The following is a 15,606-nucleotide window of genomic DNA, read 5'->3' on the forward strand; positions in this document are numbered from 1 at the left end:
AGACTTGTCGGTCGGGAAAGGTCCACGTCCGGTGTGACAGAAGGAGTGGGAAAGCTTGCGGGAAAAGGACTCTCCCCGTCAGTCTTCGACTGGCAGCCGTCAATTCCACATTGGACCGATTAGGAGTAACGCCGCAGGCGCTTCCCGACCGGCAGGTCCGCGCCCGGCGCGACGAAGGGCGTTACACTGTAATGCGAAAAGACGCGAAAAGCGCCCGCGGACATTGTCCGTGGGCGCTTTGTAAATGAAGTAATATGCTGTAGGAATAATGAATGAATTACTGTAAGAGTTTCAGAACATTCTGAGGCTGTGTATTTGCCTGAGCAAGCATGGACTGAGCGGCCTGAGCAAGAACGTTGTTCTTGGTCATTTCCATCATCTCAGCAGCCATGTCAACGTCACGGATACGGCTCTCAGCGGAAGTCAGGTTCTCGCTGGTGGTACCCAAGTTGTTTACAGTGTGCTCAAGTCTGTTCTGCAGTGCACCAAGGTCAGCTCTTGTGCCGGAAACCGTGTTGATAGCGGCTTCAATTGTCGCGATTGCGGCAGTTGCATCGTCCTGAGATTTAACAGAAACCGAAGAAAGTCCTAATCCCTTTGCACTCATATCAGCAATGCTGAGAGATACTTGCTGATCTGCAGTTGAAGAAGCACCGATCTGGAATGTCAATTTTTTACCGCCAATGGTACCAGTGCCATCGGTAATGGTCATTGCAGTACCGCCATTAAAGCCTGTTTTAATGGCGGAACCCAACTGTGAACCCTTAAAGTCAACAGTAACTCCTTTTAAGCCATTGTCTTCTAAAAGTTTGTTAATATCAGTAGCAGTATAAGTAGTATCGTCGTTTAAAGTTAACGCAACAGTTCCAGAACCGTCATTTGTGTAGCTTGCACCAGATGCACCCGAAGTAATCTGCAGAGAGGTAACACCCAATTTACCAGCATCAAAAGACAAAGAGAAACCGTTTCCGAAAGTCACACCGCTTGCGACAGAAGCCGTTGTAGCATCAACCATCTTAATGTCAGCGATTGCCGCATCGACCGTACCATCGGCTGCTTCAGCGGCTACAGAAAGGTCTGTAGCCGGATTTGCAAATGTTACCTTTGCATCCGACGGGACACCTGTTGCTGCTTTTATCATATTATTGATATCATCTTCACTATAGGCCAAAGCCTGGTTACTAGTTTTATCATCCTGCGACAAAGTAATTGTCAGGGTTTTACTGTCAGCATCCCATGCAGCACCGTCAGTAGTATTCTTTGTCGCAGCGGTTGTTGCTTCTGCAAACACAAATTTAACAGTGGAGCCTTTTTCAAGGCCACTAAAAGTCATATCTCCATTAGTGGCACCTGTTCCGGTAATCTTAGTTCCTGCCTTACTGATACCAACTGCGCTGGCTGTAGAATCAAGCGAACCATCCAACAGATTGATCTTGTTGAAGTTGGTGGAAGTGGAAATTCTGTCGATTTCCTTTGTCAGTGCGTCGACTTCCTTGCTGATGTTCTCGCGGTCAACGTCGTTCTGGTAAGTACCGTTAGAGGACTGAGTGGCCAGCTCTTTCATTCTCTGCAGAATGGAAGCAGTCTCATTCAGCGCGCCTTCAGCGGTCTGTACAAGGGAGATACCGTCGTTTGCGTTGTTGGTTGCCTGATCCAGTCCACGGATCTGGCTTCTCATTTTCTCGGAAATCGCAAGGCCTGCGGCGTCGTCGGCGGCGCTGTTGATGCGGTAGCCGGAAGACAGTTTCGCAAGGTTTTTGCTGACGGCGTTGTTGTTGCTGGCCAGCATTCTGTTTGCATTTAAGGCTGCAATATTGTGTTGAATACGCATAATTTTTTTCCTCCTGAATTTTGTTTAGTACGTGCGGCAAAAAGCCGGTCACGCCTTTTTGAAAGAACGTCCATGTTCTTTGCTGTGCGGTTGGATTCCTGCCCCGACGGGCCCTGTCGCGGCAGAAAAAAGATGCGATTGTAAATTTTTGCTTACAACTGATATTTCGGTATGAATCTGGAAAAGTTTAGGGTATTTTGCAGAATTTCGAAAAATTTTCTGAACTCGTGACTCCTTTCCTTTGCCTCCCTCTTTGAGGGAGGTGTCGCGCTCGGCGCGACGGAGGGAGTTCGGGAGCTGGGTCCGCTTGGCGCGACGGAAGGAGTGACCTGATAGTCCTACTCCTTTGGCTTTTTCTGCAAAGCCTTTTTCAGCTGATCAAGAGCCTGCTTTTTAGGCGCCACGCTGGCTTCCTCATTCATGGCGCGGGTTTCCCAAAGCTCTTTGCGGATGATCGGAATTTCCTTTGGCGCGTTGATGCAGATTTTGACGCGGTCGCCGCTGATTTCGGATACAATAATTTCAATGTTGTCTCCAATGATAATGGATTCGGAGACTTTTCGGCTGATGACGAGCATCGGAAGCGCCTCCTATCTTTTGTCGCTGAATAATGGATAGCGGATGGGATAATCTGAATTTTCCAAAATAATCTGTTTCGCCTTCTTGGTGTTGACGTCGATCACGATCGGCGCTTTCAGGTTAATGACGGATTCGCTCAAATTCGGTTTGATGACCGCCACTACCAAAACACAGAGGTTTTCCGCGTCCGTTTCTCCGAAATAATCCAGCTCCGACTGGGGGAAAACAGGACTGTAGTCATTGACGATCGGGTAGGGGTCCACTACCACGAAGGAGGGAATGTCGCTGTGGGCGGCCTGCAGGCTCCAGATAATCCCATTTTCCTCTTCATGGTACAGAAGATATTCCTTGATATCCTCAAAGCCTAAGATCCCTTCTTCAAAATAAATGATATTTTGAACTCCGGTTTCCGTGTTCTGTAATTCTGCCTGATTCGTGTCCATAATTTCCTCCTTGTTAGCTGTCAGAAAAAACAGCCTCCCGAAGGGGGCTGTATCCATTTTGCATTATGCGGTCACATTCATCTTCGGCGGCTGATAGTCAGGGCTGGCCGACGGAGGAACGTACTGGGGCTTGCCCAGATATTTGAATTCCACACGGGCGTATTCCTTCACGACAAATTCAACGCTTGCGGGGGTGAATTTCAGCTTCGGCCTGTTTTTCGACAGCCACTCGTAATTCTGCCTGTCCGTTTCGTATTGAACGGAAAGACTCTGCGTGTCCCAGTCAAAATCGGCAGGGTAAGCAGGAATCCCGATTGTGCTTTGGATGGTAGGCTGAATATGCTGAAAAGCAAGAGAGCTCAATGTGCTTGTGCTGCTTTGTGTCTCCATTAGCGATTTCTCTTCCTTTGCAAGATCGGCGGTGCCGCTCATGGACATCAGAATCTGATCTTCGTAGGAAACCTGGTCGGTTTGGTTTTGCGCGGCGGTTGATCTTACTTTGTATTTGTACTCATGTGTATCGAAATACAGCCTGGACGTGTAAGGGGTTAAATCCGTAAAATCCACAATCCCCTGCTGGGAAAAAGTGTCGTCCGATATTTCCAGTTTCGCATTGTGGACTTTCATTTCAAAAGAAATGGGAACATGAATGATATCCAAAAGCTGTTCCATTTTAACTCACCTCGCCTGCTGCGTGATTACTAATCCATAAAGTCCAAAAAGGTCGGCTGAAGAATCTGTGAGCCTACCTTTAAAGCGGCGTTGTAGGAAGACTGCTGATAGAGCTGTGCCGTAACGGCTTCTTCAAAATCAATATATTCGGTGCTGTCGATTTTTTCAAGGACTTTATCGCCGATGGATGTCAGGTTAGTCAGTGTTGTCGAAAGGAAAGTGGATTTTGAACCGTATTCTGCAATTTTGTCGATTACAGCGTCGCTCTGGTCGTTGAAATTGTCCAGAAGGGGCTTTATTTCATCGTAAGAATAAGTAAAATTAGAAGCGTTCTCTCCGCCGTCAAGCTTGTCGGCAATCTGCCCGAGAAGGGTGTAAAGATTGTTGGAAATGCCGTTTTCCGTACCGTCCGATGTACCATAGCCAATAATCGATATGCCGGGTATAGCGGAGTTATAGACGCTCTGGCTGTTGATTGCCGTGCTTCCGCTTTCCGTATTGAGCCCCAGACCGATGTTGATAAAGGTCTGCTCATTGGCAAGCTTCTTCAGGCCTTCCGCCCCGATGGTATCCGTCGCCGTGGCTGTCTGGGCCGAAGTGTCTACCGGGCAGTTCATATCGCCTGAGATCGCTGCCTTCGACAAATCGAAAGTAACGGTATTGTCATCAGAAATCAAACTCGGAGAACTTTTCAGCGCCGTCAGGATATCGCTGTTTTTAGCACCGGTCGGCAAAGTGACGGTTAATGTTTTAGAAGAGGTATCCGCCGAAACGGAAGGAGTGGCTCCATCCGCGGTGTTCACCTGAATTTTGTAGCCGTTAAACTGCGAATCGCCCAGCGTGATCTGTGCACCGTTATAGCTCAGAGTGGAGCCCGCTTCAATTTTGCCTGTGTTGACATCGATGCCTCGGTACAACAGATTCCCGCTTTCGCCGACGGAAAAAGGAGGGTCGTTGGTATCGGCTCCGCCAAAAAGGTATCCGTCGCCGAACTGGGTGTTCATTTGTGTTAAAATGGTTTGCTGATACCCGCGGAGCGTTTTCGCAATCGCACTCCGCCCGGTGTCGGAAGTGGTGTCGCTGATGGCCTGAAGGCATTCGCCCGATCCCGCTTCTGTCAGGACCTTTTTGACGCTCAGAAAGGTTGTGTTTGCGGTTGTAAGTTTATCAGCCGCGTCATTCAGCTCGCTCTGATAGCTTTGGTTCCTCAGATATTCACGCCGGAGCGCGAATGCCTTGGAAGCCGAAAACGGGTCTTCCGACGCTTTGTCGAACTTCCGCAGCGTCAATTCCTGCTGGTTCGCCGCGTTCAGTGCATTCAGTGAACGATTCAGGTTTGTGTTATATTGCTTCATGACCATTCCCATGGTGATTCTCATAGCTTCCGTCCTCCTTTTAAACCGTGGGGATTATCTTCCTACTACTCCCATTTTACTGATGATCGTATCCAGCGCCTCGTCCAGAGTCGTCATAAACCGGGAAGAAGCGGTGAGGGACTGATTGTACATAATCAGGTTGATGCCTTCCTCGTTAATGTCAACAGAGGATACGGAGGCTCTCTGCGAGTCGATTTCCGTAAGGGTAGAATTATAGGTAGTGTTCTGCCGGTTAATATCGCTTTTTTGCAGGGCGAGCACGGAAACCGATAAGTCCGATATAAAGGAATCGATCGATGTAGTGAACAGGGTCGTGCCGCCTGTATTATCGTCGTTGGTCGTGTAAGTTTTGTCTTTGCCAAGCTGGGTGATCATGTAAAGCACGTTGTCGCCCTTGCTGGAAGTATCCACGTCGCCCGTCTGCTTGGTGGCGGTGATATAAGAGCTGGTCGCGGTGTTCCACGCGGTGGAAATACTGATATTCCCTGCGGTGATACCGGCGGTAGACGTGCCGTCCGTGGTGGTGAACAGCGGCTTGTTGTAATCTCCGCTTGTGTTTGTACTGTTGGCTTGGTTCATCGTGTCCGCGAAATCCACGGCGAGCTTGTCCAGCATCTTCTCATAATAGCCAAGGCCGCGTTCCGCGGAGGCGGAGTCGAATTCTCCGCTTTCGTTCAGCATGGAAAGATATCCGCCGAACGCTCCTTCCGTCAGGTCCGCATTGGTCATAGCGATGGGGTTGCCGGTGCCGTCAACAATGGGATTTCCGTCCGAATCCATTGCTTGTACCTGGTTTCCGGTGGTAGCGTTGGTCAGCGCCATGGTGACGTAGCCCGTGCTGCTGTTTGTTGTCATGCTGAACTCGCTGTAATCCCCGTTTGCCACCAGGCTGAATTTCTGATCGCCGGACACAAGGTCAATATGCAGTTCCGAGACCGAACGGTCGGAGCCGACATCCACAGTTTCTGTAGAAACCTCAATATTGGCGTACTTTGACAGCTCGTCAATCATAGTATTGCGCTGATCGGTCAGCTCCAGCGCGGAGGTGCCGGAAATTTCCGAGCTTTTGATTTCCTGATTCAGGTGCGCTATATTTTTTAAGAGATTATTTACTTTTGTAATCGCGTCGTCCTGCAAAGACTTTGTCTGCTCTTTCCGGATTTTCGACAGCTGCTGGGATGCGCTGTTGAACGCCTTGGTCAGAAGCATGGCAGAGTTCTTGACGATGTTCTCGCTGGAATAGGTGGGGGAAGACGCGAGCGTATTCAGCTGTGTGATCAGGTCCGAAAACTGTGCGCTGAGTCCGTCCTTGGAGGATTCGTCGAAAATATCCTCAAGGTCGCTCAGGGTATCCAGCTGAACGTCGGTTTTGCCCACATAGGCATGTTCCGCGCGGTAGCGGATATCCAGATACGGGTCCCTGATCTGACTGGTCCCGCTGCAGTACACGCCGTTGCCGATGGCAAGATTGCCGCCCGAATAACGCATGTTTCCGGCGGTCGGGCCGACCGAATAGGAGTCCACCCGCTGCCTTGTGTAGCCTGTGGTATTTACATTGGTCATATTCTGGCCGGTTATCTGCAGATTGGCCCGGGCTGCCTGAATTCCGCTTTTGGCAATATAGAACCCGGAAAAAGTTGACGACATGGGAATACCTCCTTAAACCTTTTTGGACAGAATGCTTGGGGGAGTGGATCCCTCTTCCGCTTTTGAGGAGTATATCCGCTGCAGTTCGGGATTGTTTTTCAGTTTACCGATCTCTTTTTCGACTCTGTGCAGCTTTAACTCGGTGAGCTGGTTGCAGCGAAGGTTTATTTCCTTCAGATTCAGCGTCACCTGTGAGAGTTCGTCAAAAATGCTTTTTGCCTGCGGCTGAAGGGAAGGCTCGAACATCGGGATCAGCTGCCGGAAGGTCGACTCTGGGCTCCCGGTTTTTGCGATCAGCTTGTCACGCTCCAATTCAAGCCCCCTGGCCTTGAGCATGAACGCCTCTTCTTTTCTGACGTGCGCGTCCAGGGTCGTGACGTTGTTGTTTGCTAAATCGTTGTATTTTTCAGATTCGATTTCCAGAAAGCTTTTATAAAAATTCAGGTAATCGCGAAGGAATTTCAGCAGTTTTTCTGCAAGCTCTTTGTCTATCATTCTCTCTGTTCACCCGCCCTTTGATTTTTTACATCTGTTTTGTATATTCATTCGTTATTGTCCGTCAAAAGTATTTTCGCAATTTCCACAGGGTTTACGGCATACTGCCTGATATTCAGCTGTTCCTTGATTCTGCTGATGGCTTCCGTATCCTTGTCTCCATTTATTTCCGCGATGATTTTATCTTTGGTTTCCGAAAGAAACTGACTGTTATTTGAAAGGCGCGCAGCGTCTTGCGATATTTCAATTTTATCCATCTTGGAAGCATTTACCGCCTTATTCAGATTGCCGGAAAACGCCGGCCCGGCCGCTGTGCCGTCTGTGTCGGTCCTGCCCGGCTGTTTGGCGGGATATTGGCTGGTTATATAATTGAAATTATGGTCAGCACTATTAATAATCATCAATACTCACCTCTGCAGAAATTATCGGCATGTTTTATCAAATATTTAGAAAAAAAAGCTTAATTTATAAATACTTTTTTAGTATATTTATCATTGCATGATTATGAAATAAAAAATACAATCGAAATATTTCGAATTAAGAGAATTTTAAGCGAATTTCAGTTGACTTTTGTCATTATTTGCATATATAATTAGGTAAAATATATGATATAAAACAATTATTATTGTTTATAAGTTTGGTCACGAATTTATATCTTTGAAATTATTTGCTGAATATTCAGAGAAATTCGTGACCGCACTTTAATGACTTTAATGAATGAAAGAAGGGATTGCTTTGGATTGGTTTAACAGTGTTTCCGCCGCGTTATTGAACAAGGACCTGGACGGCCTGTGGACGAGGCAGCGGGAAATCTCCGACAACATATCCAACATTGAAACACCGGGGTATAAGAGTAAGTCCGTCAGCTTTGAGGACCAGCTGAAAAATCTGATGGCCGAGGGCGGCGAAAACAGCGGCGATCTGATCAGCCGCATTGAAAGCACAACGCCGCAGACCAGCGTATCGGATGACGAATCCTTACGGCTGGACGGAAATAACGTGGACGCGGAAAAAGAGAATATAGAGCTGGCGAGGTCGCAGATTAACTATTATTATTCTCTGCGTGAGCTTTCGGATTATTTTTCACGACTGAGATACGCCATTACGGACGGGAAGTCCTGATGGGATTTCCTAAAATGAAATAGTAGGAGGAATTCGTGTGGCCTTTTTAAATTCGCTGGATATCAGCGGTTCTGCTCTTACTGCGAGCAGGCTTCGCATGGATGTTATTTCTGAGAATATTGCAAACGCCTCCACCACCAAAACGGAAAACGGGGGACCCTACCGCAGAAAAGTCGTCGTTTATGAACCGGCGGAACAAAATTCTTTCCGGCACATTCTTGACAGAAAAATGAGTGAAAATGAATCGGAACAGACACCCAAAGGGGTAAAGGTTTCAGAAATTGCGGAAGATCCCAGCGATTTTACCCCTGTTTATGACCCCACCAATCCGGACGCGAACGAACAGGGCTATGTGATGATGCCGAACGTGGACCCGATCAAGGAAACGCTGGACATGATGTCGGTCACCAGAGCGTACGATGCAAATCTGACCGCCTTTAACGCCGTAAAGGGAATGGCGGTAAAGGCTTTGGAATTGGGGAGGTAACGTAAATTGCAGATAACGCCGATCGAAAAAATCAATTCTATCATTGACCCTGAAAGCTCTGGAAAAGTATCTTCTTCCGGAAATACCACGGGAGTTCCGTTTCAGGATCTTTTTCAGGATGCTGTCCAGAATGTAAAAACGACCAATGCCGACCTTGACGGGGAGCTTTACAAGCTGACCACCGGCCAGTCCGACAATTTGCATGATATCGCCATTGCGTCTACAAAAGCAACCCTTTCCGTGCAGATGCTGGTTCAGCTCCGCAACAAGGCCCTTGACGCATATAATGAAGTCATGAGGATAAGTGTTTAGGCCAAAGTATACTGGAAGGGTGATTGCGGGTTAAACAATGAATATACAAATTAAAAAATATATTGACCCAATTAAATCTTTTTGGGCAAATTTAACAAAGAAGAAAAAAATAATCGTCGTAAGCGTTCTGGGCGGAATTGTCCTGCTTTCTGTAATCGTGGGAATTCTGCTGAACAGGCAGCCCTTTGTCGTGCTTTATCCCGGGATGGATCACACAGAGGCCGTTGAGGTTATGAATGAACTCCGCGATCGGGATATCAGTTATAAAGAGGACAACGGTACCATCATGGTCCCTAAGGACAAGGAAAATGCCCTGAGGATGGAACTGGCCAACGAGGGATATCCGAAGACGGCGCCGAACTATGATTTCTTTACCAATAATGTCGATATCATGTCCACTGATTTTGAAAAGAAAACCATAGAAAAATATCAGCTGAACCAAAGGCTGGAGGCTGTTATCAAAACACTGGACTGCATCAAAAATGCCAATGTGACCATCAGCATTCCCGACAGCAGCAGCTATGCGTGGGATGAAAATTCCGAAACGCCGACCGCTTCCGTCACGGTAACGCTGGCGACGGGGAAAACGCTGGAATCGTCCCAGGTCAACGGAATCAAACAATTGGTCGCGAAAAGCGTGCCGAATTTAAAAACGGACGACGTGGCGGTCATCGATACGGCCACCGGCAATGAGTTAAATGTCTCCGACACAGACGGAACGAGCCAGGTCAACATTTCACAATTTAAGCTTGAAATTGAAAAGGAATATGAAAACGATATTGAGAAAAGCGTTCTGAAGGTCCTGACGCCGCTTTTTGGCCAGAACAATGTAAAAGTGACTGCCAAAAGCGTGATGGATGTGGACAAAAAGGTACAGGAGATTATCACTTATAATCCGTCACAGGACAATAAAGGTGTTATCAGCGAATCCGAAACGCAGAAGGAGCAGGAAACGGGCGGCCAGAAAACAACCGGGGGAGCCGCCGGGACCGAATCCAATACGGAAACCACGACCTATCCGGGCGTGACCGTGAACGGCGATACGATTTACACGAAAGACAGCGAAAGCTACAAATATCTTGTGAGTCAGGTAAAACAGCAGATTCAGGGAGATGCCGCAAGCGTTGCGGACATGACGATTTCCGTTGCCGTTAACAAGGAAATGATGGACGACACTCAGAAGCAGGAGATTGCAAAGCTTGCCGCCTACGCCGCTGCCATACAGCCGGATAAGGTGGCTGTATACAACGCCGTCTTCCCGGGCGGGGATCAGCAGACCAGCGGACCGTCGCCGGCGGCCCTGCCGCTAAACCAGATCCTGATTATCGGTGGTGTTGCGCTGCTCACCCTGCTGATCGTCATCCTTGTTGCGGCGATGGTTGCACGCGGACGCAAGAAGAAAAAGATGCTTGAGCTGGCCCAACTGGAAGAGGGCGAAAATGAAGAGGATGCTTCTCTGAAAGACCGCCTGGAAGAAAAAGAAGAGCAGTCGGCGGAAGAGGAGATTGAACTGCAGGCAATTGAAGACGCACGTGCTGAAAAAGCGTCCAAGGAACAGGCTCTTACGAAAGAAATCCAGGACTTCTCCTCACAGAATCCTGAAATTGCAGCTCAACTGATTCGATCCTGGCTGAGAGGAGACGATGGCAATGGCTAACCAGCAAATGAGCGGTCAGCAGAAAGCCGCCGCTGTCATTATCTCGTTGGGAGCGGAAAACGCTTCCAGGGTCTATAAATATCTGAAAGAAGACGAAGTGGAGCAGCTGACCTATGAAATCGCGAGAATGTCCCACATGCCTTCCGAAGAGATTGAAAATGTCCTCGGAGATTTCTATCAGGTCTGTCTGACCCAGAAGGTCATTACGGAAGGCGGCATGGAATACGCAAAGAATGTTCTGGAAAAGGCGTATGGCGCCCAGACGGCGTCGTCTCTTCTGGAACGCGTCACCAAGTCGCTGAGAACCAAGGCCTTTGAGTTTATCCGGAAAACCGACTACAAAAATCTGATGGCAATGATTCAGAACGAGCATCCGCAGACGATCGCCCTGATTCTTTCCTATGCCAGAGCGGATCAGGCGGCCATGATTATTGCGGATCTTCCGAAAGACAAGCGGCTTGACGTCGTGGAACGGATTGCCACCATGGACCGCACTTCCCCTGAAATTATCAGAATTGTGGAAAGCAACCTTGAAAACAAGGTCTCTACGCTGATGTCTATGGACTTCATGGAGTTCGGCGGCGTCAATTATATTGCGGACATTATGAACAATATGGACCGCGCCAACGAAAAGTATATCTTTGATGAACTGACACGCAAGGACGCACAGCTCTGTGATGAAATCAAAAAGAGAATGTTCGTCTTCGAAGACATCACCGTTCTGGACGATATGTCCATTCAGCGTTTCCTGCGCGAAGTGGATTCCAAGGATCTGGTATTCGCGCTCAAGGGAGCAAATCAGGAGGTTTCCGACGTCATCTTCAAAAATATGTCGAACCGTACAACCGAAACCATCAAATCCGATCTGGAATTCACACACAACGTCCGGCTCAGAGATGTCGAAGAAGCACAGCAGCGTATTGTCGGTGTTATCCGGCGGCTTGAAAGCGAGGGCGAGTTAGTCATCAGCAAGGGCGGAAAGGATGAGGTTATTGCCTAACGTTATCAAAGCTTCCCAGTATGTCACGGTTAAAAACGGTACTGCCTTTCCGGCGAACAACGGAAGCGTTCCGAAAGTGCCTGATCCGCCTCCGGAAGAGGATCAGCATAGAAAGATTGTAAACGAAGCCTTTCAGAAAGCTCAGCAGATTATAGAGGCCGCCCAGAATTACACCATGAACAAGGTGCGGGAATCCACACAGCAGATGAATCAGGAAGCCGCTCAGGTTCTGGTGCAAAGCAGGGAGGAAGGCTACGGCAGAGGCTTTGCCGAAGGAAAAAAAGAGGGACGGGAGCTCGGGTACCGGGACGGTTATGAGGAAGGCTGCCGGGCCGGTCTGCAGAAAGCCGAAGAAGAGAATCGGGCGGCCGCCGAAGAGCTTTCCAGGATGCTGGATACCGTGGAAACCGGGAAAGCCGAAATTCTGCAGAGATATGAGGCCGACCTTAAGAAGCTGGCTGTCTCGATTGCGGAAAAAGTCATCCGGCGGGAACTGAGCATGAATGAAAAAGCGATGCAATCCATCATTATCAACGCTGTGGATGCCTACCGCAATCAGGAATGGGTCAGAATCTTCGTCTCGAAAAACACGAAAACGCTGCTTCAGAAGGTGGATAAGTCCGTTGTTGAGGCGCTCAGCGATGTCTCAGACAGCATTAAAATTGAAGTCTCTCCCGATATGGACGACGGCGACTGTATTATAGAAATGCCCGATCGGATGGTCGATGCCGGCGTGAACACACAGATGGAAAAAATCAAACAGGCACTCCAAGTATAACACTGCAGTCAATTATTAAAGATGGAGCGAAAAATGTTGAATTTTCAGGATTCCTACGATGTTTTGGAAAAATTGAATCCGCTCTGTTATATCGGCAAGGTGAAAAATATCGTCGGCATGATGATTGAGACCTCCGGCCTGAAGGCCAATGTCGGCGATATCTGCACCATCCGCAATTCCAACGACGAAAAAACAGTCATGGCTGAAGTCATCGGGTTTAAAAACAGCAATATCCTGCTGATGGCTTACGGCGATATCAAGGGCATCGGCCCCGGCAGCCTGGTGCGTTCCACCGGCAGCAAGCTCCGCGTTCCGGTGGGGGATTTCCTGGTGGGCAGGACCATCGACGCCGCGGGCAGGCCCATTGACGGGCTGGGCGAATTTGATATCCGGCAGTATTACGACGTCGATTCCACCTATACCAATCCTCTGGAAAGGCCCAGGATCAGCGAGCAGCTGACCTTTGGCATCAAGGCGATAGACGGGATGCTGACCATCGGCAAGGGGCAGAGAATGGGGATTTTCGCCGGAAGCGGCGTCGGCAAGAGCACTCTCATGGGAATGATTGCGAAAAATGTCAAAGCCGATATCAACGTAATCGCTCTTGTCGGGGAAAGAGGCAGGGAAGTTACCGAGTTTATTGAAAAGGATCTGGGGAAGGAAGGGCTGGCGCGCTCCGTTCTGGTGGTCGCCACCTCCGACCAGCCGGCCATGTACCGCGTGAAATGCGCTACGGTCGCCACCGCGGTCGCCGAGTATTTCAGGGATCAGGGCAAGGACGTCCTGCTGATGATGGATTCCCTGACCAGATTTGCAATGGCACAGAGGGAAATCGGCCTGGCGGCCGGGGAACCTCCGGTTGCCAGAGGATATACGCCTTCCATCTATGCCGAGCTCCCCAAGCTTCTGGAGCGAAGCGGAAACTTCAAAAAAGGCTCCATTACCGGTATTTATACGGTGCTGGTGGAGGGAGACGATACCAACGAGCCGATTTCCGACAACGTCCGGGGTATTATTGACGGTCATATCGTTCTGACCCGTTCCCTTGCCCATAAAAACCACTATCCTGCGATCGATGTGAACGGGAGTGTTTCCAGACTGATGAACGATATTGTGTCGGAGGAACATAAACAGGCCGCCGCGAAGGTCAGGAACCTTCTGTCCGTCTATTACCAGAATTACGATTTGATTTCGATCGGCGCTTATAAGCCGGGGATGAATCCAAGGTTGGACGAAGCGGTTAAGAAAATAGATGCAATCAATGCTTTTTTGTGTCAGAGAACCGATGAGAGCTTTTCGTTTGAAGAAACCCTGAACAGGATGAAAGAGTTGTAAGATATGAAAAAGTTTGCATTTTCGCTTGAAAAAGTACTCGGCTTTAAACAGCAGACGCTCGATGTCAAAAAGAACGAGCTTGCATTGCTGCAGATGAAGCTGACCGAACTGGAAAAAGAAATTTATGCACTGAACGATCAGTTCACAGCTACCAACCGCAAAATGCTTGAGGAGCTGCAAAATGGGCTGAGTGCCGGCGACATGCTTATATATAAAACGTATTTCAATACCCTGAATCAGAAAATTTTACATTTGATCGATCAGAAAAAACAGCTTTTAGATATTATCGCACAGAAAAAAGCCGACATTGTGGCCGTCAACAGCGAAATTTCGGGACTGGAAAAGCTTCGCGACAAACAGCTGACGGAGTATCTCAAGCAGATTCAGAAAAGCGAGGAGCTCGCAATGGATGAATATGTCGGTCAGGCGCGCGGCGCCGTTTAAACGCTTATAAATATTTTATTTATAAAATATCCTGATAAGGAGGTGATAAAAACGATACAGCAAGTCACACGTTCCACCGTACCGCAAAATTCCAAAGCATCCCAGACAAAGAATCCCTCGAACGCCTTTGATACTTTCATGCAGATGGCGACCCTTGGCAGGGAGCTGAAAAGTACGGCCCAGACGGACTCTGAACCCGGAGAAGAGGAAGCGAAAGGTGGCAAAGCTGTTTCCGAGGGAAATTTACCGGTTTTCAATCCGGCGGATGTTTCTCTTTTAAGCCAGCTGCTGCCATCAGGACAGTTTCCGTCCGTTGTACCGGAGCCGTTACCGGTTTTGCCGCAGGCAATGACCGCGGACCCGGTTCTGAGTGCGGATACCGTTCAGCAGCAGCCGGCCGGTTCCGGCCTCCTTCAGCAAGTCCAGCCGCAGGCAGAAACCGCTGCCCCGCTTTTGACGGCGGATACCCTCCCGCAGACGGCGGCGAATATCCCGGCGCCCGGCAATGCGTCTCAGCAGATGACGGCAGATGCGGCCTCGTCCGTAAGCGCAGCCGACGCACAGGCGATTTCCTACCAAAACGTGCAAACACAATCCGTTCCGGTTCCCATTACCGCCGGTACCGATGCTTCCGCGCAGACGGCTCCGCAGATGAATCGTCAGTCGGGTGTCAACTCTTCTCAGCAGGTTCCGGATGCGGCAACCGCTATTTCGGTCCAGTCTTCAGCACAGCCGCAGGAAAGGGGTTTATCGGTGCAGCAGACTCTTTCAGAGGTGCAGGCAAAACCCGGTGCGGAGAAAATGCTTTCTGCTTCTGATCCAACGCTTGAAATTCAGCCGAAGAATGCTTCTCCTGCTGATGACAGGGATTCTCTTTCGGCAGACGGTCAAAGCCAGAGTACGGCACAGTTTTCCGACCTTTACCGGACGGGCAATGTGGTGATCAAAATTTCCGACGCTCCGTCGGATACCGCAAGGACAACCAGTAAGCAGGTTGCCGACCAGATCCTTGTTAACTATAAGGCGGGAAAACCGGAGTTTCAGATGGACCTTTATCCCCGGGATCTGGGAAAAGTATCGGTGAAGCTGGCAATGCAAAGCGGTGTGCTGACTGTTTCCATTCAGGCGTCGAATCCCAAGACCCAGAGCATGCTGATGGAGAACAGCTCCGACATCCGTACTCTTCTGCAGACAACCGTCACCCAGCCGGTGCAGATTTCAGAACCCGCCCAGGAAAAGGCGTGGTACCAGCAAGATCAGCAGAGCCGGCAGGATCAGGCGCAGCAGCAACAGGAAGAACAGCAGCACAATCAGCAGCTTCACCGGGTCGGTTTACGGGACGACGATACCAGCACCGGCGATTTTCTTTCCGTTATGCAGCTGCTGAAGCAGCAGGCTTATTCACTGTAAAATTCAGGGAAAGGAGGA

At 49.2% G+C, this 15,606-nt stretch carries 17 protein-coding genes; 9 read left to right on the forward strand and 8 right to left on the reverse strand.

Annotated features, from left to right (window positions below):
* Window positions 1-277 precede the first annotated feature (277 nt).
* The 8 genes from ACQGQ5_RS07060 to ACQGQ5_RS07095 all read right to left on the reverse strand — a co-directional run bounded on the left by ACQGQ5_RS07060 (window position 278) and on the right by ACQGQ5_RS07095 (window position 7,444).
* Window positions 278-1,831: a flagellin N-terminal helical domain-containing protein gene (locus tag ACQGQ5_RS07060; RefSeq protein ID WP_455735841.1), complete on the reverse strand. Its 1,554-nt coding sequence runs from the start codon at window positions 1,829-1,831 to the stop codon at window positions 278-280.
* A 338-nt stretch (window positions 1,832-2,169) separates the two neighbouring features.
* Complete coding sequence (csrA, locus tag ACQGQ5_RS07065; RefSeq protein ID WP_455735842.1) at window positions 2,170-2,409, reverse strand: carbon storage regulator CsrA; 240 nt, start codon at window positions 2,407-2,409, stop codon at window positions 2,170-2,172.
* A gap of 12 nt (window positions 2,410-2,421) precedes the next feature.
* The gene (gene fliW / locus ACQGQ5_RS07070) at window positions 2,422-2,853 is read right to left on the reverse strand and encodes a flagellar assembly protein FliW (protein ID WP_444645116.1); all 432 of its coding nucleotides are present in this window, start codon (window positions 2,851-2,853) and stop codon (window positions 2,422-2,424) included.
* A gap of 63 nt (window positions 2,854-2,916) precedes the next feature.
* Entirely contained in the window at window positions 2,917-3,525 is a 609-nt protein-coding gene (locus ACQGQ5_RS07075) for a DUF6470 family protein (protein WP_455735843.1), read from the reverse strand.
* A gap of 29 nt (window positions 3,526-3,554) precedes the next feature.
* Complete coding sequence (locus tag ACQGQ5_RS07080; protein WP_455735844.1) at window positions 3,555-4,904, reverse strand: flagellin N-terminal helical domain-containing protein; 1,350 nt, start codon at window positions 4,902-4,904, stop codon at window positions 3,555-3,557.
* 30 nt (window positions 4,905-4,934) lie between these two features.
* Window positions 4,935-6,548, reverse strand: a complete 1,614-nt coding sequence (gene flgK, locus ACQGQ5_RS07085) for a flagellar hook-associated protein FlgK (RefSeq protein WP_455735845.1) — start codon at window positions 6,546-6,548, stop codon at window positions 4,935-4,937.
* Between the two features lie 12 nt (window positions 6,549-6,560).
* The gene (locus ACQGQ5_RS07090) at window positions 6,561-7,043 is read right to left on the reverse strand and encodes a flagellar protein FlgN (protein WP_444645122.1); all 483 of its coding nucleotides are present in this window, start codon (window positions 7,041-7,043) and stop codon (window positions 6,561-6,563) included.
* A gap of 47 nt (window positions 7,044-7,090) precedes the next feature.
* On the reverse strand, window positions 7,091-7,444 hold the full coding sequence (locus ACQGQ5_RS07095; protein WP_455735846.1) for a hypothetical protein: 354 nt from the start codon (window positions 7,442-7,444) through the stop codon (window positions 7,091-7,093).
* A 334-nt stretch (window positions 7,445-7,778) separates the two neighbouring features.
* Here ACQGQ5_RS07095 and flgB point away from each other — a divergent pair, with 334 nt between their 5' ends.
* Genes flgB through ACQGQ5_RS07140 form a run of 9 tightly spaced genes read left to right on the forward strand, consistent with a single transcriptional unit; the run spans window position 7,779 to window position 15,588 of the window.
* Window positions 7,779-8,165 (forward strand): flagellar basal body rod protein FlgB, encoded by a 387-nt coding sequence (gene flgB / locus ACQGQ5_RS07100; RefSeq protein WP_038323792.1) that lies wholly within the window; start codon window positions 7,779-7,781, stop codon window positions 8,163-8,165.
* A gap of 37 nt (window positions 8,166-8,202) precedes the next feature.
* A complete protein-coding gene (gene flgC, locus ACQGQ5_RS07105) occupies window positions 8,203-8,652 on the forward strand; it encodes a flagellar basal body rod protein FlgC (protein ID WP_038323717.1) in 450 nt (149 codons plus the stop codon).
* A gap of 6 nt (window positions 8,653-8,658) precedes the next feature.
* On the forward strand, window positions 8,659-8,964 hold the full coding sequence (gene fliE, locus ACQGQ5_RS07110; protein ID WP_455735847.1) for a flagellar hook-basal body complex protein FliE: 306 nt from the start codon (window positions 8,659-8,661) through the stop codon (window positions 8,962-8,964).
* Between the two features lie 37 nt (window positions 8,965-9,001).
* On the forward strand, window positions 9,002-10,621 hold the full coding sequence (gene fliF / locus ACQGQ5_RS07115) for a flagellar basal-body MS-ring/collar protein FliF (RefSeq protein WP_455735848.1): 1,620 nt from the start codon (window positions 9,002-9,004) through the stop codon (window positions 10,619-10,621).
* The gene (gene fliG, locus ACQGQ5_RS07120; protein ID WP_038323806.1) at window positions 10,614-11,621 is read left to right on the forward strand and encodes a flagellar motor switch protein FliG; all 1,008 of its coding nucleotides are present in this window, start codon (window positions 10,614-10,616) and stop codon (window positions 11,619-11,621) included. The genes fliF and fliG overlap by 8 nt, the downstream gene beginning before the upstream one ends.
* Window positions 11,614-12,399 (forward strand): FliH/SctL family protein, encoded by a 786-nt coding sequence (locus tag ACQGQ5_RS07125; protein ID WP_455735849.1) that lies wholly within the window; start codon window positions 11,614-11,616, stop codon window positions 12,397-12,399. The genes fliG and ACQGQ5_RS07125 overlap by 8 nt, the downstream gene beginning before the upstream one ends.
* A gap of 33 nt (window positions 12,400-12,432) precedes the next feature.
* Window positions 12,433-13,734 carry a flagellar protein export ATPase FliI gene (gene fliI / locus ACQGQ5_RS07130; protein WP_455735850.1) on the forward strand — a complete coding sequence of 434 codons (1,302 nt, stop codon included), beginning with the start codon at window positions 12,433-12,435 and terminating at the stop codon, window positions 13,732-13,734.
* 3 nt (window positions 13,735-13,737) lie between these two features.
* On the forward strand, window positions 13,738-14,178 hold the full coding sequence (gene fliJ, locus ACQGQ5_RS07135) for a flagellar export protein FliJ (protein ID WP_038323812.1): 441 nt from the start codon (window positions 13,738-13,740) through the stop codon (window positions 14,176-14,178).
* Window positions 14,179-14,220: 42 nt separating this feature from the next.
* Window positions 14,221-15,588, forward strand: coding sequence for a flagellar hook-length control protein FliK (locus tag ACQGQ5_RS07140; protein WP_455735851.1), 1,368 nt, complete (start codon window positions 14,221-14,223; stop codon window positions 15,586-15,588).
* Window positions 15,589-15,606: the final 18 nt, after the last annotated feature.

This window comes from Caproiciproducens sp., from assembly GCF_053840905.1.

What these genes read in the sequence shown, in the direction of transcription:
- fliI (WP_455735850.1), top strand. Translation starts at nt 12,433, where the DNA reads ATGTTGAATTTTCAGGATTCCTACGATGTTTTGGAAAAATTGAATCCG.
- fliJ (WP_038323812.1), top strand. Translation starts at nt 13,738, where the DNA reads ATGAAAAAGTTTGCATTTTCGCTTGAAAAAGTACTCGGCTTTAAACAG.
- ACQGQ5_RS07080 (WP_455735844.1), bottom strand. Translation starts at nt 4,904, where the DNA reads ATGAGAATCACCATGGGAATGGTCATGAAGCAATATAACACAAACCTG.
- csrA (WP_455735842.1), bottom strand. Translation starts at nt 2,409, where the DNA reads ATGCTCGTCATCAGCCGAAAAGTCTCCGAATCCATTATCATTGGAGAC.
- fliG (WP_038323806.1), top strand. Translation starts at nt 10,614, where the DNA reads ATGGCTAACCAGCAAATGAGCGGTCAGCAGAAAGCCGCCGCTGTCATT.
- ACQGQ5_RS07060 (WP_455735841.1), bottom strand. Translation starts at nt 1,831, where the DNA reads ATGCGTATTCAACACAATATTGCAGCCTTAAATGCAAACAGAATGCTG.
- ACQGQ5_RS07075 (WP_455735843.1), bottom strand. Translation starts at nt 3,525, where the DNA reads ATGGAACAGCTTTTGGATATCATTCATGTTCCCATTTCTTTTGAAATG.
- fliF (WP_455735848.1), top strand. Translation starts at nt 9,002, where the DNA reads ATGAATATACAAATTAAAAAATATATTGACCCAATTAAATCTTTTTGG.
- fliW (WP_444645116.1), bottom strand. Translation starts at nt 2,853, where the DNA reads ATGGACACGAATCAGGCAGAATTACAGAACACGGAAACCGGAGTTCAA.
- ACQGQ5_RS07090 (WP_444645122.1), bottom strand. Translation starts at nt 7,043, where the DNA reads ATGATAGACAAAGAGCTTGCAGAAAAACTGCTGAAATTCCTTCGCGAT.
- ACQGQ5_RS07095 (WP_455735846.1), bottom strand. Translation starts at nt 7,444, where the DNA reads ATGATTATTAATAGTGCTGACCATAATTTCAATTATATAACCAGCCAA.
- flgK (WP_455735845.1), bottom strand. Translation starts at nt 6,548, where the DNA reads ATGTCGTCAACTTTTTCCGGGTTCTATATTGCCAAAAGCGGAATTCAG.